The sequence below is a fragment of the Pantoea sp. BJ2 genome (assembly GCF_040255075.1).
Lineage (GTDB): Bacteria > Pseudomonadota > Gammaproteobacteria > Enterobacterales > Enterobacteriaceae > Pantoea > Pantoea leporis.
On sequence record NZ_CP158292.1, the window covers coordinates 741,030 to 765,526 of the forward strand.

Sequence of the window (24,497 nt, forward strand, 5' to 3'; positions counted from 1 at the left end):
TCCATTGTTGTTTCCGCACTGCGGGAGAGCCTGTCAAACATCACAACATCAGAAAGCGCGCTGGTAAGGGATGATGCCCTGACGCAGCATTTCGTTGGTGCCTAAGCCATAGTTAGAACTCAGACCACGCAGCTCAATGTTGAATGAGATTTGGTTGTCATACTTACTGTCGTTGTTTTCCCAACCGTTGATCTTGCGTTCGTAACCCAGACGAATGGCATAGCAGCACGAGCTGTACTGCAGGCCGACCAGCTGTTCAGCCGGACGACTGTTGCGGGTATCGTAGTAATAACCGCCCACCAGTGACCAGGCATCCGCAATCGGCCAGCTGGCAGTGCCGCCCACCTGTGAAATCCCGTTTTTATAGATCGGGTTAGTCACCAGGCTTGAGTTATTCAGCGCCTGCGCCACATATTCCGGGCTGCTGTAGCGATAGCTCAGCTGCACCATACGATCGGCATCCTGACGATACTCAACTACCGCATTGCCCTGCGCGACGTTATCGAGGCGGGTGTCATATTGCAGACCGCCACGCGCCCCCCAGCGATCGCTGATTTTCCAGTACGTGTCGCCGGCCCAAACCAGGCTGCCGGTGTCATCTTCTTTGTTCGTCTGGTTTACGCCGGTACGAGACGGGGTAAACGAGTAGATTTGACCCACAGAAACGTTAAAACGTTCAACCAGATCGTTATCATAAATACGCGTGGTTACGCCGGTCGCCACTTCATTTGCTGAAGCGATGCGATCCAGGCCGCTATAGGTACGATCGCGGAACAGGCCGGTGTAGTCGGTTTGCAGCAACGTCGAGTCGTACGGATAGATATTGCTCTGGTTACGATAGGGGACGTAAAGGTACTGAACACGCGGTTCCAGCGTTTGCGTATAGCCTGGTTCCCAGTCCATATCGCGGTCAAACACCAGGCGGCCATCCACTTTGAACTGGGGCAGCGTGCGGTTAACGGAACCATCAAGGCGGCCGCTTGAGTTATAAGCGCCAGGGTTGCTGTTATAGCTATCAAGATTTTCTTGTTGATAGCGAGTAGCAAGGAACTTTGCTTCGGTGTCAAGGCTTGCCCAGCCGTTAGACAATGGCAGATTCAGTGTAGGTTCCACATGCAAACGCGTTGCTTCTGGCATGTTACTACTCACACTTGTGAACTTAACCGCTTGAGCATAAATTCGGCCATCGAACGGTCCAATATCGTTCTGATAGAAATTCAAATCGAGCTGTGGCTGCGCGCGATAGACTCTGCTGTTGCTCGTCTGACCGAATACCTGGAAATCTTTAGATGAAAGTGTCGCGTCCCAATTAGTATCGGCGTAACCAAAGCTAAACTTTTGCGTAGCATAACCGTCGGTTGAGCTGTAGTACTTGGACTCCAAATCGTTGAAATAATACGGATCGCTAACTTTGGTGTAATTAGCATTAAAGCGCCAATGCTGATCGTAAACGCCGGCGTGTTGCCAATAGAACAACCAGCGATCGTCATTCGTATCGTTTTGGACTGAAGGGCGAGACGATTTATCGCTGTCGTACTGCTTATCTGACTGCAGATAATCCAGCTCCATCAAGCCTGCGCCAAACACCGTCAAATAGCGGAATTCGTTCTGCAGCTGCAGACCGCGTTTTTCCATATAGTGCGGCGTGATGGTGGCATCGGCCTGCGGCGCGATGTTCCAGTAATACGGCAGCATGAACTCGAAGCCGTTATTACTGCCGTATTTCGCATTCGGGATCAGAAAACCGGAGCGGCGGCGATCGCCAATCGGTAGCTGTAAATAAGGGCTGTAGAATACCGGCACATTGCCGAGCTTAAAGCGGGCGTTCCAGATTTCCGCGACTTCTTCTTCGCGGTCCTGAATCACTTCGGAACCGACCACGCTCCAGCTGTTGGAACCCGGCAAACAAGAGGTAAAGCTGCCGTTTTCCAGAATGGTGTAGCGATTGTTACCGCGCAGTTTCATCTGATCGGCATCGCCGCGGCCCTGACGGCCAACCATCTGATAATCACCGTTCCACACGTTAGTGTCTTTGGTGTTCAGATTTGACCAGGCTTTCGGACCTTTGAGGATGACCTGATTGTCGTCATAGTGCACATTACCCAGCGCATCCACGGTACGAACCGGCGTGGTTTGGCCTTCCTGCTGACGTTGATGCAGCTGCACCTCGTCGGAACGCAGGCGGCTATTGCCTTGCTGCACGTCGACGTTACCGGTGAACACCGCATCATCCGGATAGTTGCCTTTGGCGGAATCAGAATGGATGGTGACCGGCAGCGAGTTGGTGTCGCCATTGACCAGCGGGCGGTTGTAACTCGGCACGCCCAGCATGCACTGCGACATCAGATCGTCGGCGAGTGATGACTGGCTATAAAGCGCTGCACCAATCATGGTAGCCAGCAAGGTAGGTATACGTTTTTTCATACGCGGTTTCGATAATTCCATGAAAACTGGCATCATGCCGACAATCCGGTCAGAGACTAACTTACTGCCCGGCGTTGCGCCAGTGTTAATCCTTGTCTGTCCGCGTTGCCGTTAGGCGCTGAGATAAATGACAGGTATGATAATGCAATTTTCAGCCGCAAGCATGGCGAATTGAGGAGTTTATGCGCTACTGGGGAAAAGTAATTGGTCTGGCGCTTGGGATATTTTCCGGGGCAGGCTTTTGGGGCATTGTACTGGGTCTGATCATTGGTCACATGTTTGACAAAGTGCGCAGCGTAAAAGGACAGGGCTATTTCGCCAATAACCAGGCGCGTCAGACGCTGTTTTTCAGTACCACATTCCAGGTGATGGGCCATTTGACCAAATCAAAAGGGCGCGTCACCGAAGCGGATATCCAGATTGCTTCCTTATTTATGGATCGTATGCAGCTGCATGGCGATGCGCGCACTGCCGCGCAGCGTGCGTTCCGTGAAGGTAAACAGAGCGACTATCCGCTGCGCATTAAACTGCGCGAGCTGCGCAGCGCCTGCTTTGGCCGGTTTGATCTGATTCGGATGTTTCTGGAAATCCAAATCCAGGCCGCCTTCGCTGATGGTTCACTGCATCCCAACGAACGTCAGGTGCTGTATGTGATTGCCGAAGAGCTGGGTATTTCACGCGCACAGTTCGATCAGTTCCTGCGCATGATGGAAGGCGGTCAGCAGTTTGGTGGCGGCGGTTCTTCCCGCGGCGGCGCGTATCAGCAGGCGCAACGCGGTCCTACGCTGGAAGATGCCTGCAGCGTGCTGGGCGTGAAAAGCAGCGATGATGGCACCACCATCAAGCGCGCCTACCGTAAGCTGATGAGCGAACATCATCCTGACAAGCTGGTGGCGAAAGGTTTACCGCCGGAAATGATGGAGATGGCGAAGCAGAAAGCGCAGGAGATTCAGGCGGCTTACGATCTGATTCGTAAGGAGAAGGGGTTTAAATAATTTTATTGCTGTCCCCCATCCCGGCCTTCCCCCGCAAGAGGGGGAAGGAGATGCTGCCACATGCAGCTTCATCACTAACATGTAGCAACATCCTCCTCCCCCATTTATGGGGGAGGACCGAGGTGGGGGGCAGCAAGCACGGACCGAGGAGGGGCAGCATCTCCAACACTAAAATCCCGCCGGCTGCCTGAACGTCATGCTATTGCCAAACGCCGGATGGGTGATCGTCAGCGACTCCGCATGCAACTGCAAACGCGACGCCATCGCCAGCGCCTCATCATGTGCATAAAAGCGGTCGCCAAGAATCGGATGCCCCAGCGCCAGCAGATGCACACGCAGCTGGTGTGAGCGTCCGGTAATTGGCTTAAGCTTGACGCGCGCACTGTTCGTGGCTTCATACTCCAGCACCTGATATTCGGTCTGCGCCGCTTTGCCGTTCTCGAAACACACCATCTGCTTCGGCCGATTCGGCCAGTCGCAAATCAGCGGCAGATCGATCAAACCCTCTTCTGCCGCCGGATGGCCCCACACGCGCGCCACATAGTATTTGGAAGGCTCGCGCTCACGGAACTGGCGCTTTAGCTCACGCTCAGCCGCTTTATTCAGGGCCACGACGATCACGCCGCTGGTTGCCATATCGAGACGGTGCACCGATTCCGCCTGCGGGAAATCACGCTGGATGCGCGTCATCACGCTATCCTTGTGCTCTTCGAGACGGCCCGGCACCGACAGCAACCCGCTCGGTTTATTCACCACCATAATGTGCTCGTCCTGATACAGAATATGCAGCCAGGGTTCGAGCGGCGGGTTGTAAGCTTCCATCAGCATGATGTTGCGGTCCTGAACATTATTGGTGCGTGACCACGATCAGACGCAGCGCATCGAGACGCCAGCCTGCATCGCCCAGGCTTTCCAATACCTGTTCGCGATTGCTTTCCAGGGCTTCAACCTCGTCATCACGGATGTTGGGGTTAACCGCGCGCAGCGCTTCGAGACGTGACAGCTCAGCACCGAGTTTCTCTTCGGCTTCCACTTTCGCTGCCGCGATAATCGCCTGCGCTTCCGGAACGATCGCTTTTTCGGCCTGGGTCAGAATCTCGTGCACATCTTGCTGCACCGCATTCACCAGCTTGCTGCCGGTATGGCGATTCACCGCATTCAGCTGACGGTTAAAGCTTTCAAACTCCACTTTGCCCGCCAGATTGTTCCCGGCACGATCCATCAGCAAACGTACCGGCGTTGGCGGCAGGAAGCGGGTGAGCTGCAGGCTTTTCGGCGCTTGCGCTTCAACCACATAGATCATCTCGACCAGCAGCGTCCCGACCGGCAGCGCCTTGTTCTTCAGCAGCGACAGCGCACAGCTACCGGTATCGCCCGAAAGGATCAGGTCGAGACCGTTGAGGATCAGCGGATGTTCCCAGGTAATAAACTGGGTATCTTCGCGCGACAGCGCCTGGTTGCGGTTAAAGGTCACGGTGCAACCCTCTTCCGGCAGGCCAGGGAAATCAGGCACCAGCATGTGATCGGACGGCGTCAGCACGATCAAGCTATCGCTGCGGTCTTCCTGATTGATGCCGACGATATCGAACAGGTTCAGCGCAAAGTTAACCAGATCGGTATCGTTGTCCTGCTCGCCGATGGCATTTGCCAGCTCCTGAGCGGCTTCACCGCCGTTGGAGTTCAGTTCCAGTAAGCGATCGCGTCCCTGTTCCAGCTGTGATTTCAGCGCATCGTGCTGCTTGCGGCTTGCGCTGATGAACTCATCGAGTCCCTGCGGATTTTCCGGCGCGGCAAGATATTCAATCAGCTGATTGTACTCGTTGTCATAAATGGCGCGGCCAGTTGGGCAGGTGTGTTCAAACGCATCCAACCCTTCGTGATACCAGCGCAGCAGCACCGCCTGCGCGGTTTTTTCCAGCCACGGCACCAGAATCTGGATGTCATGCATCTGGCCGATACGATCGAGACGACCGATACGCTGCTCCAGCAGATCCGGGTTGAACGGCAAATCGAACATCACCAAACGGCTGGCGAACTGGAAGTTACGGCCTTCAGAACCGATTTCGGAACACAGCAACACCTGCGCGCCATCCTCTTCGGAGGCGAAGAAGGCTGCTGCGCGGTCGCGTTCGATAATCGATAGGCCTTCGTGGAACACGGCGGCACGGATGCCTTCGCGCTCACGCAGCACCTGCTCCAGTTGCAGCGCGGTGGCGGCTTTGGCGCAGATCACCAGCACTTTCTCTTTGCGGTTGCTGGTGAGGTAACCCATCAGCCACTCAACGCGCGGATCGAAGTTCCACCATGTGCCGCTATCGCCTTCAAATTCCTGATAAATCTGCTCGGGATACAGCATGTCACGCGCGCGCTCTTCTGCGCTTTTGCGCGTGCCCATGATGCCGGAGACTTTAATCGCGGTTTGATACTGCGCCGGCAGCGGCAGACGAATCTGGTGCAGCTCGCGTTTCGGGAAGCCTTTCACGCCGTTACGGGTGTTACGGAACAGCACGCGGCTGGTGCCGTGGCGATCCATTAGCATCGAGACCAGCTCTTTACGCGCGTCTTCTTTGCCATCGCGATCGCTGTTCGCCACTTGCAGCAGCGGCTCGATATCCTGTTCACCGATCAGATCGTTAATCAGGTTCATCTCATCTTTGCTGATGGCGTGGTCGGCCAGCAGCGAGCTCACCGCATCGGCCACCGGACGATAATGCTGCTGCTCTTCGACAAACTGGCCGAAATCGTGGAAACGATTTGGGTCGAGCAGACGCAGACGCGCAAAGTGGCTCTCTAAGCCCAGCTGTTCTGGCGTGGCAGTCAGCAACAGTACGCCAGCGGTTTTCTCTGCCAGCTGCTCGATAACCTGATATTCGCGGCTTGGTGCGTCTTCGCTCCATGCCAGATGGTGCGCTTCATCAACCACCAGCAGATCCCACTCGGCATCGGCCAGCAGCTCAAGACGCTGCTTGTTACGGCGTACAAAATCGAGCGAACAGATAATCAGCTGCTCGGTTTCAAAGGCATTGTCGCTGTCGTGCTGCGCTTCGGTGTAGCGATCGTCATCAAACAGCGCAAAGCGCAGGTTAAAGCGACGCAGCATTTCCACCAGCCACTGATGTTGCAGCGTTTCCGGCACCACAATCAGCACGCGCTCGGCACGACCGGCCAGCAGCTGTTGCTGGATGATCATCCCGGCTTCAATGGTTTTACCCAAGCCCACTTCATCCGCCAGCAGCACGCGCGGCGCGTGGCGACGGCCGACATCGTGAGCGATGTGCAGCTGATGCGGAATCAAATTGGTGCGCATCCCGCGCAGGCCGCTGATCGGCAGGCGGTATTGCTCGCTGTGGTATTTGCGTGCGCGGAAACGCAGCGCAAAACGGTCCATGCGGTCGAGCTGACCGGCGAACAGGCGATCCTGCGGCTTGCTGAACACCAGTTTGCTGTCCAGCATCACTTCGCGCATGACGACGCCCGCTTCTTCGGTGTCGAGACGTGTGCCGATGTAAGTCATTAAATCGTTTTCGTTGCGGACTTCATCGACGGTCATCTGCCAGCCTTCGTGGCTGGTGATGGTGTCACCCGGATTGAAAATCACACGAGTGACCGGAGAATCGTTTCGGGCATACAGGCGGTTTTCGCCGGTTGCCGGAAAAAGCATGGTGATCATGCGCGTATCGAGCGCGACCACCGTGCCCAATCCCAGTTCACTTTCCGTATCACTAATCCAGCGCTGACCCAGTGTAAAAACCATATATTTTTTGCTCGACTCTCTGACATGCCATAAAGAAGTTCACCTGTACTCAGGCAATACCCAACCGCCAAACGGGTGTTTGGTCAGATTGTGAGTGCGGTGAGAATCAGGAAGGGCGCTATGGTACTGGATGGCAAGGCATTCGTCACCTGTCAAAAAAGCCCCAGCTGCCCAGTAATGAGTGTAGCAAAGTCGTCACCGACGAACGGCAAAATGCCGTCAGCCACCGGCTGCAGCTGTTTGGTGACGTAATGATCGTAGTCGAGGGGCGTATTACGCGCCTCGAGCGGTTCCGGTCCGGCCGTGGCCATCACATAGCGGATCGAGCCACCGTTTTGATACTGCAGCGGGCGCTGCAGCTTGCGATTTTGCTCATCGGCGAGACGCGCAGCGCGCACATGTGGCGGCACATTGCGCTCGTAATCTTTCAGCGCGCGCCGCAGGCGTTTTTTATACACCAGCTGATCGTCGAGTTCACCGTTCAGCAGCTGCGCCACCGTTTCGCGAATGTAATCCTGCCACGGCTCGCCACGGAAAATACGGCCATACAGATTTTGCTGGAACTGCTGCGCCAGCGGCGTCCAGTCGGTGCGCACTGATTCGAGGCCTTTAAACACCAGCCGCTCGCCGCCCTCGCTGCGAATCATGCCGGCATAGCGCTTTTTGCTACCCTGTTCGGCGCCGCGAATGGTGGGCATCAGGAAACGGCTGAAGTGCGTTTCATACTCCAGCTCCAGCGCGCTCTCCAGCCCATAAGTTGATTGCAGATGCTGCCGCCACCAGCCGTTAACCTGTTCAGCGAGATGACGACCAATCGCCGTCGCCTCCGCTTCACTGTGCGCGCCTTTCAGCCAGACGAAGGTGGAATCGGTATCGCCGTAAATCACATCAAAGCCTTCCGCTTCAATCAGCTCGCGCGTTTGCTGCATGATGGCGTGGCCGCGCAGGGTGATGGATGACGCGAGGCGCGGATCGAAGAAGCGGCAGGCGCTGGTGCCGAGCACGCCATAAAAAGCATTCATGATGATTTTCAGCGCCTGCGACAGCGGTTTGTTGTTGTCGCGCTTGGCGGCTTCACGCCCCTGCCAAATCTGCTCGACAATCGCCGGTAAACAGTGGGTCTCACGGGAAAAGCGCGCATTGCGGAAGCCGGGCACGGAATCGGCGTCATCCGGGTGCGCCAGGCCTTCCACCAAACCCACCGGATCGATAAGGAAGGTGCGAATAATTGAGGGATAGAGGCTTTTGTAATCCAGCACCAGCACCGAATCGTACAGGCCGGGCCGCGAATCCATCACGTAGCCGCCGGGGCTGGCTTCCGGCGCTACTTCGCCGAGATTCGGCGCCACGAAACCGGCGCGGTGCATGCGCGGGATATAGAGATGACCAAAGGCCGCCACCGAACCGCCGTGACGATCCACCGCTAAACCATTTACCGTGGCGCGTTCCAGCAGGAACGGCATGATGGCGGTGTGCTGGAAAATGCGCGTCACCAGCTCGCAATCCTTGAGATTATATTTCGCCAGCGCCGGTTTATCGTTGGCAAAGCGCCAGTTGATCTCTTCCATGCGATCCCACGGATTATTGATGGCCTTGCCTTCACCGAGCAGCTGGCGCGAGACCGCTTCGAGGCTGAATGACGGGAAATCCCAAAACGCGGATTTGAGCGCGTCGATACCATCAATAATTAAGCGGCCCGTTGCCTGCGCGAAGAACACACCAGGTTTGAAGCCGTGCTCGCGCCACTCCAGCGCCTGCTTCTGACGCCCTAAACGCAGCGGAATGCCGTAGCGATCGGCGTGTTTCTGCAGTACGCGTAGATCGAACTGCACTACATTCCAGCCAATAATCACATCCGGTTCATGCCGCTCGAACCATGCGTTGAGCTGCTCAAGCAGCTGCGGGCGGCTATCAACATAGATCAGTTCAAAATCGAGCGTGCTGGCATCGCCGTTGGGCGGACCGAGCATGTAAACCTGGCGCTGACCGCAGCCTTCTAGCCCGATGCAGTAGAGCTCACCGTGCTGCGTGGTTTCGATATCCAGCGATACCCATTTCAGCTGCGGACGGTAATCAGGATGCGGTTTCAGACGCGCGTTGACCACGCTGTCACCGCGTATTTCACCGCTAAACCACACCGGCGCGGTGATAAAGCGCTCCATCAAATAGCGTTCGGGTGGACGAATATCCGCTTCATAGACCGGAATGCCGTTTTCACGCAGGCGCTTTTCCAGATTTTGCAGCTGGCGATTGCTGCGGCAATAGAGGCCAAACACCGGGCGGCGGCGGAAATCCTTCAGCTCCAGCGTTTGCAGGCGCGTATGACGTTCGTCGCGGATCAGCGCTTCGGTTGGCGTGCGAAACTCCTCGGGCACAAACGCCACGGATTCCTGGGCAGGCAGCACCAGCCGCTGCGGGCCGCTGTCGGTGGCCAGCCACAGCACCACTTCGCTGCCGGTCGGCGTATCTCGCCAATGTCGGGTAAGCAGAAAACCTGCGCGCGGATCGGTCACGTGAACTCCAGAGAATGAATTGCATTGAGTATAACATGGATGTTTATACAGTGTCCTGCAGGCGAAATTGTCACCACTTTGTCAACATCGTTCTACAATTCTTGCCTTGACGACCATGTGTATGCTCTGGACAATCCAGCCTCTATATTCCGCAGAGGATATTTATGGAAGCCTGGATTCAACACCTGTTTTCGCAATCGCTGGAGTACGCGCTGATCGCTGTGGCGCTGGTGACCTTCCTTGAGTCGCTGGCCTTCGTGGGATTGCTGTTGCCGGGCACGGTATTAATGGCCAGCCTTGGGGCGCTGGTCGGAAGCGGACAAATTGGTCTTTACCCTGCGTGGGCGGCCGGATTCGTTGGCTGTTTAATCGGCGATTGGGTTTCCTACGGCATCGGCTGGAAGTTTCAGGGGCCGCTGCATCGCTGGAAATATCTGAAAAAGTACAAGGGTTTGCTGGATAAAACCGAGCATGCGCTGCATCAACACAGCATGTTCACCATTCTGGTGGGGCGATTTGTCGGCCCGACGCGTCCGCTGATTCCGCTAGCAGCGGGCATGCTGGAGTTGCCGGTGCGCAAATTCCTGCCGCCTAACCTGATTGGCTGCATTCTCTGGCCGCCCGCGTATTTGATGCCGGGCATTCTGGCGGGCGTGGCAATTGATGTACCACAGGCCGCGCAGGGCGGCAGCTTTAAATGGCTGCTGTTGCTGGTGGCGCTGCTGCTGTGGATCGGTGGCTGGTTGCTGTGGCGCTGGTCGCGCAGCGGTAAAACGGTGGATTGGGCGACAAAGTATCTGCCTGCATCGCGTTTGCGCTGGCTGGCACCGCTGATGGCGGCGATTGGCCTGGGCGCGTTTATCGCAATCCAGTTCCATCCGATGATGCCAATCTTCCGCCACCTGCTGTGGAAAGTTTTCTTCGCTTAACGCGCTGTCACGCCAAGGATGGCGGCCGCGGCACTTTCACCGCGCACCAAACTCTCTGTATTGCCATCCCAATAGATGCGCCCGTCGACGATCACCAAACTGCGCGGCGCAATCTGCTGAGCATCTTCCAGGCTGTGCGACACCATCAACAAGGTGATGTTGCGGTTTTCGCATACCGAACGTACCAGCTGCAGCATCTCGTTGCGCAGCGCCGGATCCAGTGCTGAGAAGGGTTCATCCAGCAGCAAAATCGGTTGATTGCGCAGCAGGCAACGCGCCAGTGCCACGCGCTGACGCTGGCCACCGGAAAGCTGACCAGGCAAACGCGTGAGCATCGCCTGCAAGCCGGTTTGCTCGGCGATATCCACCACTTGCTGCTGCTGTTCGCGCGTCAATTTCAGGCCCGGATGTAAGCCCAACGCCATGTTTTGCTGCACCGTGAGATGCGGAAACAGATTGTTCTCCTGGAACAGCATGGAAACCGGGCGCGCCGACGGCACGCTGTGGGTATGATCAACGCCGTTCATCACCAGCGAGCCTTGATTGATCGGCAAAAAGCCGCCAATCAGATTCAGTAAAGTACTTTTCCCCGCGCCGCTCGGACCGAGGATCGCCAGACGTTCACCCGCCTGCGCCGCAAAACTGAAGCGCATCGGCAGATGCTGATAAAGGTAAGTAAGGTTATTCAGTGTCAGCATGGCGACCCGGTAATTTTTCCATCAGAGTGAAGAGTAGCAAGCAGAGCAGCAGCAGCAGCAGTGCGGTGACGGCACCGTCCGCACCGCGATAGGCGCCAATCTGTTGGAACAGATAGAAAGGCAGCGTGCGGAAATCGGCGCTGCCAAACAACGCGACCACGCCAAAATCGCCAATCGACAGCACGCAGGCAAACGCCAGCGCCTGAGCAATCGGGCGTTTCAGCGCGCGCAGCTCGATCAGCCGCAAGCGGTTGAAACCGGAGATGCCGAGCGAAGCGCAGAGCTGGCTGTAACGGGCGCTGATATCGCGCATCGGATTCTCCAGCACTTTCATCGCATAAGGAATGGCGATCAGGGCGTTAGTGAAGATCACCAAACCATCGGCGCGCTGGGGTAACCCCACGGTGGCGTTGAACAGCAGAAAGAAACCGCTCGCCAGTACAATGCCCGGCATCGCCAGAATCAGCATGCCGCTCATCTCCATCGCCTGCGCGGCGACTCTGTTCTGGCGCTGCCGCAGTTCGCGGCTGCTCCACAGCAGCATCATGGTCAGCACCACGCAGAGCACGCCGGCGCCCACGGCAATACGCAGCGAGGTAAAGGTGGCTTGCCACAGCGCCGCTTGTTGCAGCGCACCGGCAACGCCGCCGCGCAAACCATCGACGATTACTGCCGCCAGCGGCGGTAACAGCAGCAGCAGCGCCAGGCCAATCAGCACCGTATCGCTGATGCGCGCCTGCCATGAATCCTGCGGATCGCGCCAGCCGCGAATGCTCTGGCTGCCGGTGGGAATGGCTTTGCTAAAGCGCTGGCTCAGCAGCACCAGCAGCAAACAGCAAGCGAGCTGTAACAGCGCCAGCAGCGCCGCGCGGCCCGGATCGTAATCGAAATTCAGCGCCTGATAGATCGCCAGTTCCAGCGTGGTCGCTTGTGGTCCGCCGCCCAGCGCCAGCACCGTGGCGAAGCTGGCGAAACAGAGCATAAAGATCAGTGCCGCCGTCGGCAGAATCTGACGGCGCAGCCACGGCCACTCCAGCAAGCGAAACAGATTCCAGCCGCGCAGGCCAAGCTGGGCGGCGACCTGGCGCTGCTCGCCGGGAATGTTCTCCAATGCCTGTAACAGCAGGCGCGTCGCCAGCGGCAGGTTAAAGAAGACGTGCGCCAATAGAATGCCCTGCAGGCCATACGGCGAAAAGTGGTAGTCAAAGCCGATGGTCGCGCACAGTTGTGCCAGCCAGCCGCTGCGACCGTACACGCTGAGCAAGCCAAACACCGCCACCAGCACCGGCAGCACCAGCGTCATGGCGCACAGACGTAGCAACAGATTGCGTCCCGGAAAACGGCGGCGATAGAGCGCGCGCGCCAGCAGGATCGCGGGCAGCACCGAAAGCAGCGCCGACAGCAGCGCCTGCTCAAACGAGAACAGCAGCACATGATGCAAATAGCTGTCGTCGAGTAGCGCGCGCCAGTCGGTGGCCGGAGCGACCACCACCAATGCGCCAAACGCCAGCAGCGCCACCGCGCACAGCAACAGCGCGATGGCGCTACCGGGAATCAACCAGCCGGGCATTAACGGCTAACGGCGCTTTGCCATGCGCTGATCCACGCGGCGCGATGGTCGGCGACTTCGGCTGGCGTGAATTGCAACGCCTTCGCGGGCACCTGCAACGTTTGATAACCGGCTGGCAGATCGCTTTTGATCACCGGATACATCCAGTTGCCGGTAGGAATGGTCTGCTGGAAGGCCGGAGAAACCATAAACTGCATGAACTGCTGCGCCAGCTTAGGCTGTTTGCTGCTGGCGAGTTGCGCGGCGACTTCCACCTGTAAATAGTGGCCTTCGCTGAATTCGGCCGCGGCGTAGTTCTCTTTCTTCTCTTCGATGATGTGATAAGCCGGAGACGTGGTGTAGCTCAACACCAGATCGCCTTCACCTTTCAGGAACAGGCCGTAAGCTTCGCTCCAGCCTTTAGTGACGGTAACGGTTTTTTGCGCCAGCTTCTGCCACGCATCAGCTGCGTTATCGCCATACACTTTTTGTATCCACAACAGCAGGCCAAGACCCGGCGTGCTGGTGCGCGGATCTTCATAAATCACTCGCCATTTTTCCGGGCTTTCGACCAGCTCTTTCAGGCTTTTCGGCGGGTTCTTCAGTTTGTTTTTATCGTAGACGAAAGCGAAGTAGCCATAATCGAACGGGATAAAGGTTTGATTGTTCCAGCCATCCGGCAGTTTTAAGCTGCGGGTATCGACGCTGCTGTTGGCAAACAAGCCGGTTTTCTCCGCCGCCTGCACCAGATTGTTATCCAGCCCCAGTACTACATCGGCTTTGCTGTTTTTGCCTTCCATGCGCACGCGATTGAGCAGCGATACGCCATCTTCCAGCGCCACATACTTCAATTCGCAGTCGCACTGCGCTTCAAAGGCTTTTTTTACCGCTGGGCCGGGGCCCCAATCGGCAGAGAACGAATCGTAGGTGTAAACGGTCAGAACCGGTTTAGCAGCGAAAGCCGGTGCCGTAACCAGCAGCAACATAGGCAGAACTTTGTTTAACACTTTGCGCTCCTTGAGGAGAAGAGATGTTGAGTCGCAAAGGATCTGAGGCGTGAGGCATCTCAAATCCCTACGCCGGTATTAGCCGGATCAGGTTCGACGGGTTTCTCTCAGCCCTGATATCAAGGCACCCCGTTGAGAACGGCTCATTCTAGACATTTATATGACAGCGCGAAAGGATCACAGCTCCGGTGGTGCAAACCAGGCTGATTTGAAGTCAAACCAGCCGAGCGTATTCAGCCGCACGCCGCGCATACTGCGTTGCCCTTCCAGTAGCAGCCAGTGATGGAACAGCGGATGCAGATAGTCGCGGTCGATCAGCTGTTTGCTCCATTCCGCCAGCGGTAACGCTTTCTGCCGCCAGCGCGCGGCATCGGCTTGCCAGTCAATCGGGATGCAGTGATGCATCAACGGCAACTCGAATAGTTGCGCGAACAGCGCGTACTCCAGCGGCAGGGTAAAGTTGACGCTGCCAAGCCAGATATCACTTTCACCTTCGCCCTCGAACCACGCTTCGTAGCTCACGACACGAGTAATTAGCTCAACACCTTGCTGCGCCAGCAGCGGTCGCAGCGCGTTAGCGATACCTTCATGCTCAACGTGATGGCTGTACCAGCTCAGCGTCAGCTGAGTTAAGCCTGCCGGTTTATCGGCGGAGGTGAGATCGCGGCGATGGTGCCAGCGCGGCAGCAAGCCATAAGCCGGGAACCAGTAACGCTGATAGCCGACGCCTGCATGATTCAGTAAGGCGATGGGATTAAACAGATAGCTTACCCAGCGGCGGAAATGCGCATCGCGGCCCAACTCGGAGCGCTGATCGTACAGCAGGAAGTAGCAGCCTTCTTCCAGACGACTCTCTTCCGATTTTTCATCGGCGGTTTCGCCCTGCAACTTGACTCCGGCATACACCAGCTCGTCGCTGATCTCCGGCAGCACCCAAATCGACACATCGTCAATCAGCGCGCGATAGCCAAAGTAATCATCAAAGGCAGCGATTTTCAGCTGCGTTTGCTGGTTGCGCACCACGCTGTACGGGCCGGTGCCAAGCGGCTGGCGGGCAAACTGGCGCAGCGTGGGCCATTCGCGCGGCAGGATCATCGCGCTGACGCTGGCCAGCAGCCACGGCAACCAATCGTCCGGCTGGCTCAGATGAATATCCAACGTCCAGGGCGCGGGCGAATCCAGTTTACTGATGTGAGAAAACAGCGGCTGGCTGCGCACGCGCTCCAGCGAAGCAATCACATCCGCCATTTCCAGTTCACGGCCATGATGAAAACGAATCGCCGGGCGCAGGAAGAAACGCCACTGCAGCGGCGAGGTTTGCTGCCAGTGATGGGCGATATCGGGTTCGATTTCCCCCTTTTCCTCATTTATGCGCATCAGGCCGTTGAAAATTTGTCGTGCCAGATGGGTTTCCGAACGGCGCAGCGGCGAACCGGGTAGCAGATTGGGCAGCGGGCGATAATAGAGCACGCGCAGGATGTGTTTACCCTGGCGGAAGCTGCGGCCTAAATGTGCCGCAATCATCTGGCGCACCTGGTTTTTATCGCCCACCAGCTGCACTAACTGTTCGATACGATCTTGTTCCAGCAGATCCTCGGCGCGCTGCTGCTGGAGCGCCAGGCCGGTGTAGCAAAAACTCAGCATTGAGCGCTTGCCGCGTCCCGCTTCTGCCTGCCAAATCAGCCAGCCTTCGCTTTGCATGGCGTTGAGCAGGTTACGCATATGGCGACGCGAGCAGTGCAGCAGATCGGCCAGCTCGCTGAGCGTGGTTTCCTGATCCTGCCCCTGACAGCTTTGCCATAGGCGGATAAATTGCTGCTGCAGACGTGAAGATGACATAAAAGGGGAACTCCTTGTCAGAATCGCTCAGTTTTTCCTGCCTCATATTAGAGGCATACTGCCCGGTAATGGAAGAGCGGGAGGCATTCAGTAATGAATGGCGCTCTGCCAGCGGTTCCGCCGACGTGGAACCCCTTTCTGAGTAGGGTGCATTTTCACCGCCAGCAGCGCTTTATCTGCTGGCTTTTTTCGTTTTGCTGTAGAATCTTCCACCCTCATTTCTCTACCTTTTTTATTCGCAAAGGGATTTCTGCATGAAATCGCTGTTAACGCGTCAACGTCGCATCAATCCGGTCTACCTCTCGTTTATGGCGGTGTCGTTTATGACCGGCGTGGCCGGTGCACTACAGGCGCCGACGCTGAGCCTGTTTCTGACGCGCGAAGTACAGGTAAGTCCGTTCTGGGTCGGCTTGTTCTTTACCATCAATGCGATCGCGGGGATTGTGGTCAGCCTGCTGATGGCGAAACGCTCCGATAATCAGGGCGATCGCCGCAACCTGATTCTGTTTTGCTGCCTGATGGCCACGCTGAATGCGCTGCTGTTTGCCTTCAATCGCCACTATTTAACGCTGGTGACGCTGGGCGTGTTTTTGTCGGCGCTGGCCAGCGTGTCGATTCCGCAGGTGTTCGCCCTCGCGCGGGAATATGCCGATCAGTCGGCGCGTGAAGTGGTGATGTTCAGCTCGGTGATGCGTGCGCAGCTGTCGCTGGCGTGGGTGATCGGGCCACCGCTGTCGTTTGCGCTGGCGCTTAATTACGGTTTTGTGACGCTGTTTTGCGTGGCGGCGGGGATTTTCCTGCTAAGCATGCTGCTAATCTGGCGCACCTTGCCCTCGGTGCCGCGCGTGGTGGTCTCGCCTGAAGAGGTGCTGACGCAGCTGAGCCCGTGGAAAGACAGTCAGGTGCGGTTGCTGTTTATCGCCTCCGTCACCATGTGGGCGTGCAACACCATGTATATCATTGATATGCCGCTGTATATCAGTACCACGCTTGGCCTGCCGGAGAAGCTGGCGGGATTGCTGATGGGCACCGCCGCCGGGCTGGAGATTCCGATCATGCTGCTGGCTGGCCATTACGCGCGGCGCACCGGCAAACGCAACCTGATGCTGCTGGCGCTGGTGGCGGCGATTGTGTTTTATCTCGGATTGGTGATGTTCCAGTCGCGGACAGCGTTGATGGTGCTGCAACTGTTTAATGCCGCGTTTGTTGGCATCATCGCCGGAATTGGCATGTTGTGGTTCCAGGATTTAATGCCGGGCCGCGCAGGTGCGGCGACGACGCTGTTCACCACCTCAATTTCCACCGGCATGATTATCGCTGGCATCATTCAGGGCACCATGAGTGAACGCTTTGGTCATGAGTCGGTTTACTGGCTGGCGTTGGGGCTGGCGGTGCTGGCGTTGGGATTGGCGTCGCGCGTGCGGGATGTGGTTGATAGATAGCAAAGAGAAGGGCGACAGGATGTCGCCCTTGTTGCCTCAGCGTAAGAACGCGGGCTGATTGGTCTCGTAGCTGGAGATAGACGCTTCGTGTTGCAGCGTCAGGCCAATGCTGTCGAGGCCGTTGATCATGCAGTGACGGCGGAAGCTGTCGATTTCGAAGCTATAAGTCTTATCGCCTGCGGTTACAGTTTGCGCTTCCAGATCCACGGTGAAGGTGATGCCCGGCTGCGCGGCAACCAGTTTGAACATCTCATCCACTTCTTCATCGCTCAGCTTCACCGGCAGCAGCTGGTTGTTAAAGCTGTTGCCGTAGAAAATGTCGGCGAAGCTTGGCGCAATCACCACATGGAAGCCGAAGTCGGTCAGCGCCCACGGCGCGTGCTCACGCGATGAACCACAGCCAAAGTTCTCACGCGCCAGCAAAATGCTGGTGCCTTTGAACTCCGGTTTGTTCAGGACAAAGCTGGCGGTTGGCACGGTGCCCGCATCATCTTCAAAACGCCAGTCGTGGAACAGATGCGCGCCAAAACCGGTGCGCGTCACTTTCTGCAGGAACTGCTTTGGAATAATGGCATCAGTATCGACGTTGGCCGCATCCAATGGCGCCACAATGCCGGTATGTTGAGTAAATTTGTTCGCCATGGCTTACGCTCCCTGAGTCAATTCACGAATGTCGGCAAAGCGACCGGTTACGGCAGCCGCAGCAGCCATTGCCGGGCTCACCAGGTGAGTGCGTCCACCGCGGCCCTGACGGCCTTCAAAGTTACGGTTGCTGGTTGATGCGCAACGTTCGCCTGGATTGAGGCGGTCGTTGTTCATGGCCAGACACATGGAGCAACCCGGTAAACGCCATTCAAAACCGGCTTCGAGGAAGATTTTGTCCAGACCTTCGGCTTCGGCTTGTGCTTTTACCGGACCCGAACCTGGCACCACCATCGCCACCACGCCCGGCGCCACTTTACGGCCTTTGGCAATCGCAGCAGCGGCGCGCAAATCTTCAATACGTGAGTTGGTGCAGGAACCGATAAACACTTTATCGATCGCCACGTCAGTCAGTTTGATGCCGGGCTGCAGATCCATGTAAGCCAGCGCTTTCTCTGCTGAGGCGCGCTCAACCGGATCGGCAAAGGATTGTGGATTCGGGATCGCCTGATCTACCGCCATTACCTGGCCTGGATTGGTGCCCCAGGTCACTTGCGGAGCGATATCTTCCGCGTGCAGCGTGACGATGCTGTCGAATTTGGCATCGCTGTCAGACTTCAGCGTGCGCCAGTAAGCGACCGCTTGTTCCCACTGCTCGCCCTTCGGCGAGAACTGCTTGTCTTTCAGATAATTGAAAGTGGTGTCGTCCGGCGCGACCAGGCCCGCTTTGGCGCCCATTTCAATCGCCATGTTACACAGCGTCATGCGGCCTTCCATGCTCAGCGCTTCGATCGCTGGGCCACAGAATTCGACAACGTGACCGGTACCGCCAGCGCTGCCGGTTTTACCGATAATGGCCAACACAATGTCTTTGGCGGTAATGCCTGGCGCCGCTTCGCCCAGCACTTCAATCTTCATGGTCTTCGCGCGGCCCTGTTTCAGGGTTTGCGTGGCAAACACGTGCTCAACTTCGGAAGTACCGATACCGAATGCCAGCGAACCAAACGCGCCGTGCGTGGCAGTGTGGGAATCACCGCAGACGATGGTCATGCCCGGCAACGTCATACCTTGCTCTGGCCCAATGACGTGCACGATGCCCTGGAACGGGTGATTCAGGTCATACAGCTGAATGCCGAACTCAGCACAGTTTTTCATCAGCTCTTGCATCTGAATACGCGCCATCTCGCCAGACGCATTGATGTCTTTGGTCTGCGTCGAAACGTTGTGATCCATGGTGGCGAAGGTTTTCGACGGCTGACGCACTTTGCGCCCGTGCGCACGCAGACCATCAAAGGCCTGCGGCGACGTCACTTCATGGATCAGATGGCGATCGATATAGAGTAACGGCGTTTCGTTCGGGGTTTCGTTAACGACATGTGCATCAAATAACTTCTGATATAAGCTTTTCATTTTATTATTTTTCCTCGGCGATGAAACCGGCAATGATGCTGCCCATCTCATCTGTGCTCACGGCTTTGCCGTCACCGGCCAAATCACGGGTGCGATAACCCGCTTCCAGCGCACGGCTCACGGCGCGTTCAATGCTTGCGGCGGCTTCATCCGCATTCAGGCTGTAACGCAACAGCAGTGACAGCGACAGAATCTGCGCAATCGGGTTAGCGATGTTCTGACCGGCGATATCCGGTGCGGAACCGCCCGCTGGCTCAAACAGGCCAAAACCTTCTTCATTCAGGCTGGCGGAAGGCAGCAAGCCCATTGAACCGGTAATCATCGCGCATTCATCTGACAGAATGTCGCCAAACAGGTTAGAACACAGCAGCACGTCAAACTGTGATGGATCTTTAATCAGCTGCATGGTGGCGTTATCGATGTACATGTGGCTCAACTGCACATCCGGATAATCTTTTGCCACTTCGTTCACAATTTCGCGCCACATGACGGAAGTCTGCAAAACGTTGGCTTTGTCAATTGAGGTGACGATGTTGCGGCGCTTACGCGCGGATTCAAACGCGATACGCGCGATGCGCTCGATTTCGAAACGGTGATAAACCTCAGTATCGAAAGCGCGCTCGTGCGGGCCGCTGCCTTCGCGGCCTTTCGGCTGACCGAAGTAGATGCCGCCGGTCAGTTCACGCACGCACAGGATGTCGAAACCGCGTCCGGCGATATCGCTACGCAGCGGGCAGAACGCTTCCAGGCCTTTATACAGCGCAGCAGGGCGCAGGTTGCTGAACAGCTTGAAGTGCTTACGCAGCGGCAACAGCGCACCGCGCTCGGGTTGCTGCGCAGGTGGCAGATGTTCCCATTTCGGGCCACCTACGGAGCCAAACAGAATTGCATCTGCCTGCTCTGCGCCGGCAACGGTAGCCGGTGGCAGCGGTTCACCATGACGATCGATGGCGATACCGCCAACATCATATTCGCTGGTGGTGATACGCATGTCGAAACGCGTACGAATTGCATCGAGAACTTTCATGGCCTGCGCCATCACTTCCGGACCAATTCCGTCGCCTGGCAATACCGCGATATGAGAAGACTTAGACATAGTTACACCGTTTCCTTCTGATCTTTAAATTTACGCTGCAGTTCTTTTTCCACCTGCTTAGCACGCCAAATATTGTTCAACGCGTTCACCATCGCTTTCGCCGATGATTCGACGATATCGGTCGCCAGGCCAACGCCGTGGAATTTACGACCGTTGTAGTTGACCACGATATCGACCTGACCCAGCGCGTTCTCACCGTGGCCTTTCGCCGTCAGCTTGTAGTTAATCAGCTCGGCTTCAAAGCCGGTGATGCGGTTGATCGCCTGATAGACCGCATCAACCGGACCGTTACCGGTTGCGGCGTCCGCTTTGGTCTCTTCACCGCAGCCCAACTGCACGGAGGCCGTTGCGGTTACGCTGGAGCCGGTCTGCACGTTGAATTCGTTGAGCTCGAAATATTCTGGCTCTTCGTTCTGCTTGTTGATAAAGGCCAACGCTTCCAGGTCGTAATCGAACACCTGACCTTTCTTGTCGGCCAGCTTCAGGAAGGCGTCGTACAACGTGTCGAGGTTGTAATCGGACTCTTTGTAACCCATCTCTTCCATGCGGTGTTTCACCGCAGCGCGGCCAGAACGGGAAGTCAGGTTCAGCTGGATTTTGTGCAGGCCGATAGATTCTGGCGTCAGGATTTCGTAGTTTTCGCGGTTCTTCAGCACGCCATCCTGGTGAATACCGGAAGAGTGGGCGAAGGCGTTAGAACCGACCACCGCTTTGTTGGCTGGAATCGGCATGTTGCAGATTTGGCTCACGGTTTGGCTGGTGCGGTAGATTTCCTGATGATTGATATTGGTGTGGACGTTCATGATCTGCTGGCGGGTTTTGATCGCCATAATCACTTCTTCCAGCGCACAGTTACCGGCGCGTTCGCCTAAACCGTTCAGCGTACCTTCAACCTGACGCGCACCGGCCAATACCGCAGCGATGGCGTTGCCGGTCGCCATACCCAAATCGTCGTGGGTGTGAACCGACAAGATGGCTTTATCGATATTTGGAACGCGTGCCACCAGTTGGCCAATGATGTTGGCGTATTCGCCTGGCAAGGTGTAGCCGACGGTGTCCGGAATGTTGATGGTGGTTGCACCGGCATTGATCGCGGCTTCAACCATGCGGCACAAATCGTCGATTGGCGTACGCCCGCCATCTTCACAGGAAAACTCAACGTCGTCGGTGTAGTTGCGGGCGCGTTTGATCATGTGCACTGCGCGTTCAATCACTTCTGGCAGTGTGCTTCGCAATTTGGTGGCGATGTGCATCGGCGAAGTCGCGATGAAGGTGTGAATACGGAACGCTTCAGCCACACGCAGTGATTCGTAAGCGGCGTCAATGTCCTTCTCAACGCAGCGTGCCAGTCCGCAGACGCGGCTGTTTTTAATGGTACGAGCGATGGTTTGTACGGATTCAAAATCGCCTGGAGAGGAAACGGGGAAGCCCACTTCCATCACATCCACGCCCATACGTTCCAACGCCAGAGCGATTTGCAGTTTTTCTTTAACACTCAGGCTGGCCTGTAAAGCCTGTTCGCCATCACGCAGAGTGGTATCGAAAATAATAACTTGCTGGCTCATCGTAATCTTCCTTATGCATTAACTTTGCCGGTGCTACGAGCATAAAAAAACCCGCGCATTGGCGCGGGTTTCTTAAACTTCTGCAGGTTCGAATCAGTTATTGATTCCGCCCACGAGTCTACCGCGCAAACTGGATGCGTTTAGTAGTAGACCGAGTAGGCGGAAAGAATGAAACATGAGTCAAACCTCGTAAATTGAGTGCTGCACATATTGGTACTGGAATTGACGTGTGAAGTCAACCTTAAGTACAAGGGTATTTCTGTGAAGTCAGAAGGGCGATGTGCTGTGATTTTTCGGCTGCGCAGAGCAATGACATTAATTAGCAACAGAATAAGTGAATCCATCCACTTAAAAAATCGTTTAGAAAATAGAATTTATTTTAAATATTTGATAATTAACATCTTAAGTTGATAATGCGCATTGCTGATAAAACAAGATTAGGCTTGTTGTTAAGAAGAATATGATGTGATCAGGCCGTTTTATAGATAATCACGCCAGAAAGTAATTATCACAAAAGATTGTGGACTGAGTGGTCAGGCAATATGAAAATCATATTTCTTAGAACACGCTGCAAATAATCTATAAACCAGCATTTTCCTCTGTGGTTATGACGAAGCATTAGTTTAATCCTCGCAGGCAATAATCACGCATCAGTGCCTTTATTGCCGGATCGGGCGCGACGTGGCGTCCTGGCGTTTGCAGGGCGGGTTGTCTGCGGTTATGGTAATCGACCTACTCTCATATAATTAACTCAAGTAGATTCCCTGTACCTGGAAGGTGGACAGAACGCCGCCTTCTGAGCATAAACATAAGGTTTTGATCTTAATTGGCGATCGGGGGCCGGATATCAGTGGCGTGCGGGAAACGCGAACGTCAGTGGATTCAGTCCCTCAAGCCTGGAGGCAGAAAATGGAGATGTTGTCAGGAGCCGAAATGGTCGTCCGTTCGTTAATCGATCAGGGCGTTAAGCAGGTATTCGGTTATCCGGGCGGAGCGGTGCTCGATATTTACGATGCGCTGCAAACGGTCGGTGGTATTGACCACGTATTGGTCCGTCATGAACAAGGCGCGGTGCATATGGCCGATGGCCTTGCGCGTGCGACCGGTGAAGTGGGCGTGGTGCTAGTGACTTCCGGTCCGGGCGCCACCAACGCGATTACCGGTATTGCAACCGCCTATATGGATTCGATCCCGATGGTAATTCTTTCGGGTCAGGTGCCTTCGTCACTGATTGGTTACGATGCGTTCCAGGAGTGCGACATGGTCGGCATCTCCCGCCCGGTGGTGAAGCACAGCTTCCTGGTGAAAAACGCCGAAGAGATCCCAACCGTGTTGAAAAAGGCCTTCTGGCTGGCAGCAAGCGGTCGGCCGGGACCGGTGGTGATCGATCTGCCAAAAGATATCCTGAATCCCGCCAACAAGCTGCCGTACGTCTGGCCGGAAACGGTGAGCATGCGCTCATACAATCCGACCATTCAGGGCCATAAAGGACAGATCAAGCGCGCGCTGCAAACGTTACTGGCAGCACACAAGCCGGTGATTTACGCCGGCGGCGGCGCGATTATGTCGGGCTGCGAAGCCGAGCTGCTGCAGCTGGCAGAGCAACTGAATATTCCGGTAACGACCTCGCTGATGGGCTTGGGCGTGTTCCCTGGCACACATCGTCAGTGTGTCGGCATGCTGGGGATGCACGGCACTTACGAAGCCAACATGACCATGCACAATGCCGATCTGATTTTCGGTATTGGCGTGCGCTTCGACGACCGCACCACCAACAATCTGGCGAAGTACTGCCCGAACGCCACCATCATGCATATCGATGTCGATCCGACGTCGATCTCCAAAACGGTCAGCGCCGACATTCCAATCGTTGGCGATGCGAAGCAGACGCTGGCACAGATGCTAGAGCTGCTGGCACAAAGCGATGCGAAGCAGGAACTTGATAGCCTGCGCGACTGGTGGCAGACCATTGATGGCTGGCGCGGTCGTAAGTGCCTGGAATTCGATCGTACCAGCGACAAAATCAAACCGCAGGCAGTCATCGAGACCATCTGTCGTTTGACCAAAGGCGAAGCTTACGTGACGTCTGACGTTGGTCAGCATCAGATGTTTGCCGCACTTTACTACCAGTTCGACAAGCCGCGTCGCTGGATCAACTCCGGCGGCTTAGGCACCATGGGCTTCGGCTTGCCTGCTGCGCTGGGCGTGAAGATGGCGCTGCCGGATGAGACGGTTATCTGCGTGACCGGCGATGGCAGTATCCAGATGAACATTCAGGAGCTGTCGACCGCATTGCAGTACGATTTACCGGTGCTGGTATTGAACCTCAACAACGGCTTCCTCGGCATGGTTAAGCAGTGGCAGGACATGATTTACTCGGGCCGCCACTCGCAGTCCTACATGCAATCGCTGCCTGACTTCGTGCGTCTGGCCGAAGCGTATGGGCATGTGGGCATTTCCATTGCGCATCCGGCGGAGCTGGAAGAGAAGCTGCAGCTGGCACTGGATACGCTGGCGAAAGGCCGTCTGGTGTTTGTCGATGTAAACATTGACGGCAGCGAGCACGTTTACCCGATGCAAATTCGTGGTGGTTCGATGGATGAGATGTGGCTGAGCAAAACGGAGAGGACTTAA

The 24,497-nt window shown here is 56.1% G+C and carries 17 protein-coding genes and 1 riboswitch; of the genes, 4 read left to right on the plus strand and 13 right to left on the minus strand.

Annotated elements, in window-relative coordinates; translation table 11 throughout:
• Positions 1-48: 48 nt before the first annotated feature.
• The gene (gene lptD, locus AAF463_RS03285) at positions 49-2,424 is read right to left on the minus strand and encodes an LPS assembly protein LptD (protein ID WP_350261519.1); all 2,376 of its coding nucleotides are present in this window, start codon (positions 2,422-2,424) and stop codon (positions 49-51) included.
• 182 nt (positions 2,425-2,606) lie between these two features.
• On the opposite strand from lptD, the gene djlA reads away from it, so the two are divergent.
• A complete protein-coding gene (gene djlA, locus AAF463_RS03290) occupies positions 2,607-3,419 on the plus strand; it encodes a co-chaperone DjlA (protein ID WP_350261520.1) in 813 nt (270 codons plus the stop codon).
• 168 nt (positions 3,420-3,587) lie between these two features.
• On the opposite strand, the gene rluA is transcribed toward djlA, so the two are convergent.
• The 3 genes from rluA to polB all read right to left on the minus strand — a co-directional run bounded on the left by rluA (position 3,588) and on the right by polB (position 9,686).
• Positions 3,588-4,247 (minus strand): bifunctional tRNA pseudouridine(32) synthase/23S rRNA pseudouridine(746) synthase RluA, encoded by a 660-nt coding sequence (gene rluA / locus AAF463_RS03295; protein WP_101762135.1) that lies wholly within the window; start codon positions 4,245-4,247, stop codon positions 3,588-3,590.
• Between the two features lie 19 nt (positions 4,248-4,266).
• A complete protein-coding gene (gene rapA, locus AAF463_RS03300) occupies positions 4,267-7,173 on the minus strand; it encodes an RNA polymerase-associated protein RapA (RefSeq protein WP_101762134.1) in 2,907 nt (968 codons plus the stop codon).
• Positions 7,174-7,325: 152 nt separating this feature from the next.
• The gene (polB, locus tag AAF463_RS03305; protein ID WP_222234405.1) at positions 7,326-9,686 is read right to left on the minus strand and encodes a DNA polymerase II; all 2,361 of its coding nucleotides are present in this window, start codon (positions 9,684-9,686) and stop codon (positions 7,326-7,328) included.
• Between the two features lie 164 nt (positions 9,687-9,850).
• Between polB and AAF463_RS03310 the strand changes: the two genes are divergently transcribed.
• Positions 9,851-10,615 carry a DedA family protein gene (locus AAF463_RS03310; protein ID WP_101762132.1) on the plus strand — a complete coding sequence of 255 codons (765 nt, stop codon included), beginning with the start codon at positions 9,851-9,853 and terminating at the stop codon, positions 10,613-10,615.
• On the opposite strand, the gene thiQ is transcribed toward AAF463_RS03310, so the two are convergent.
• The 4 genes from thiQ to sgrR all read right to left on the minus strand — a co-directional run bounded on the left by thiQ (position 10,612) and on the right by sgrR (position 15,708).
• Positions 10,612-11,313 (minus strand): thiamine ABC transporter ATP-binding protein ThiQ, encoded by a 702-nt coding sequence (gene thiQ / locus AAF463_RS03315; RefSeq protein ID WP_350261521.1) that lies wholly within the window; start codon positions 11,311-11,313, stop codon positions 10,612-10,614. The genes AAF463_RS03310 and thiQ overlap by 4 nt on opposite strands.
• On the minus strand, positions 11,297-12,883 hold the full coding sequence (thiP, locus tag AAF463_RS03320; RefSeq protein ID WP_350261522.1) for a thiamine/thiamine pyrophosphate ABC transporter permease ThiP: 1,587 nt from the start codon (positions 12,881-12,883) through the stop codon (positions 11,297-11,299). Before thiP ends, thiQ begins: the two co-directional genes overlap by 17 nt.
• Positions 12,883-13,869 (minus strand): thiamine ABC transporter substrate binding subunit, encoded by a 987-nt coding sequence (gene thiB / locus AAF463_RS03325; RefSeq protein WP_350261523.1) that lies wholly within the window; start codon positions 13,867-13,869, stop codon positions 12,883-12,885. The genes thiP and thiB overlap by 1 nt, the downstream gene beginning before the upstream one ends.
• Positions 13,870-13,915: 46 nt before the next feature.
• Positions 13,916-14,011, minus strand: a riboswitch (TPP riboswitch).
• Positions 14,012-14,046: 35 nt separating this feature from the next.
• Positions 14,047-15,708, minus strand: coding sequence for an HTH-type transcriptional regulator SgrR (gene sgrR / locus AAF463_RS03330; protein ID WP_137385147.1), 1,662 nt, complete (start codon positions 15,706-15,708; stop codon positions 14,047-14,049).
• Positions 15,709-15,962: 254 nt separating this feature from the next.
• On the opposite strand from sgrR, the gene AAF463_RS03335 reads away from it, so the two are divergent.
• A complete protein-coding gene (locus tag AAF463_RS03335) occupies positions 15,963-17,150 on the plus strand; it encodes an MFS transporter (protein WP_110867518.1) in 1,188 nt (395 codons plus the stop codon).
• Between the two features lie 36 nt (positions 17,151-17,186).
• On the opposite strand, the gene leuD is transcribed toward AAF463_RS03335, so the two are convergent.
• From leuD to leuL, 5 genes are all read right to left on the minus strand, one after another.
• A complete protein-coding gene (gene leuD, locus AAF463_RS03340; protein ID WP_101762126.1) occupies positions 17,187-17,792 on the minus strand; it encodes a 3-isopropylmalate dehydratase small subunit in 606 nt (201 codons plus the stop codon).
• Positions 17,793-17,795: 3 nt separating this feature from the next.
• A complete protein-coding gene (gene leuC / locus AAF463_RS03345) occupies positions 17,796-19,202 on the minus strand; it encodes a 3-isopropylmalate dehydratase large subunit (protein WP_101762125.1) in 1,407 nt (468 codons plus the stop codon).
• Positions 19,203-19,206: 4 nt separating this feature from the next.
• Positions 19,207-20,298: a 3-isopropylmalate dehydrogenase gene (gene leuB, locus AAF463_RS03350; protein ID WP_101762124.1), complete on the minus strand. Its 1,092-nt coding sequence runs from the start codon at positions 20,296-20,298 to the stop codon at positions 19,207-19,209.
• A gap of 2 nt (positions 20,299-20,300) precedes the next feature.
• Entirely contained in the window at positions 20,301-21,863 is a 1,563-nt protein-coding gene (gene leuA / locus AAF463_RS03355) for a 2-isopropylmalate synthase (RefSeq protein ID WP_101762123.1), read from the minus strand.
• A gap of 93 nt (positions 21,864-21,956) precedes the next feature.
• On the minus strand, positions 21,957-22,040 hold the full coding sequence (gene leuL / locus AAF463_RS03360; RefSeq protein WP_099686952.1) for a leu operon leader peptide: 84 nt from the start codon (positions 22,038-22,040) through the stop codon (positions 21,957-21,959).
• 732 nt (positions 22,041-22,772) lie between these two features.
• On the opposite strand from leuL, the gene ilvI reads away from it, so the two are divergent.
• Entirely contained in the window at positions 22,773-24,497 is a 1,725-nt protein-coding gene (ilvI, locus tag AAF463_RS03365) for an acetolactate synthase 3 large subunit (protein ID WP_101762122.1), read from the plus strand.

Excerpts from the sequence above, each read along its gene's own strand:
- lptD (WP_350261519.1), bottom strand. The coding sequence starts at position 2,424 with ATGAAAAAACGTATACCTACCTTGCTGGCTACCATGATTGGTGCAGCG.
- djlA (WP_350261520.1), top strand. The coding sequence starts at position 2,607 with ATGCGCTACTGGGGAAAAGTAATTGGTCTGGCGCTTGGGATATTTTCC.
- rluA (WP_101762135.1), bottom strand. The coding sequence starts at position 4,247 with ATGCTGATGGAAGCTTACAACCCGCCGCTCGAACCCTGGCTGCATATT.
- rapA (WP_101762134.1), bottom strand. The coding sequence starts at position 7,173 with ATGGTTTTTACACTGGGTCAGCGCTGGATTAGTGATACGGAAAGTGAA.
- AAF463_RS03310 (WP_101762132.1), top strand. The coding sequence starts at position 9,851 with ATGGAAGCCTGGATTCAACACCTGTTTTCGCAATCGCTGGAGTACGCG.
- thiQ (WP_350261521.1), bottom strand. The coding sequence starts at position 11,313 with ATGCTGACACTGAATAACCTTACTTACCTTTATCAGCATCTGCCGATG.
- thiP (WP_350261522.1), bottom strand. The coding sequence starts at position 12,883 with ATGCCCGGCTGGTTGATTCCCGGTAGCGCCATCGCGCTGTTGCTGTGC.
- sgrR (WP_137385147.1), bottom strand. The coding sequence starts at position 15,708 with ATGTCATCTTCACGTCTGCAGCAGCAATTTATCCGCCTATGGCAAAGC.
- AAF463_RS03335 (WP_110867518.1), top strand. The coding sequence starts at position 15,963 with ATGAAATCGCTGTTAACGCGTCAACGTCGCATCAATCCGGTCTACCTC.
- leuD (WP_101762126.1), bottom strand. The coding sequence starts at position 17,792 with ATGGCGAACAAATTTACTCAACATACCGGCATTGTGGCGCCATTGGAT.
- leuC (WP_101762125.1), bottom strand. The coding sequence starts at position 19,202 with ATGAAAAGCTTATATCAGAAGTTATTTGATGCACATGTCGTTAACGAA.
- leuB (WP_101762124.1), bottom strand. The coding sequence starts at position 20,298 with ATGTCTAAGTCTTCTCATATCGCGGTATTGCCAGGCGACGGAATTGGT.
- leuA (WP_101762123.1), bottom strand. The coding sequence starts at position 21,863 with ATGAGCCAGCAAGTTATTATTTTCGATACCACTCTGCGTGATGGCGAA.
- leuL (WP_099686952.1), bottom strand. The coding sequence starts at position 22,040 with ATGTTTCATTCTTTCCGCCTACTCGGTCTACTACTAAACGCATCCAGT.
- ilvI (WP_101762122.1), top strand. The coding sequence starts at position 22,773 with ATGGAGATGTTGTCAGGAGCCGAAATGGTCGTCCGTTCGTTAATCGAT.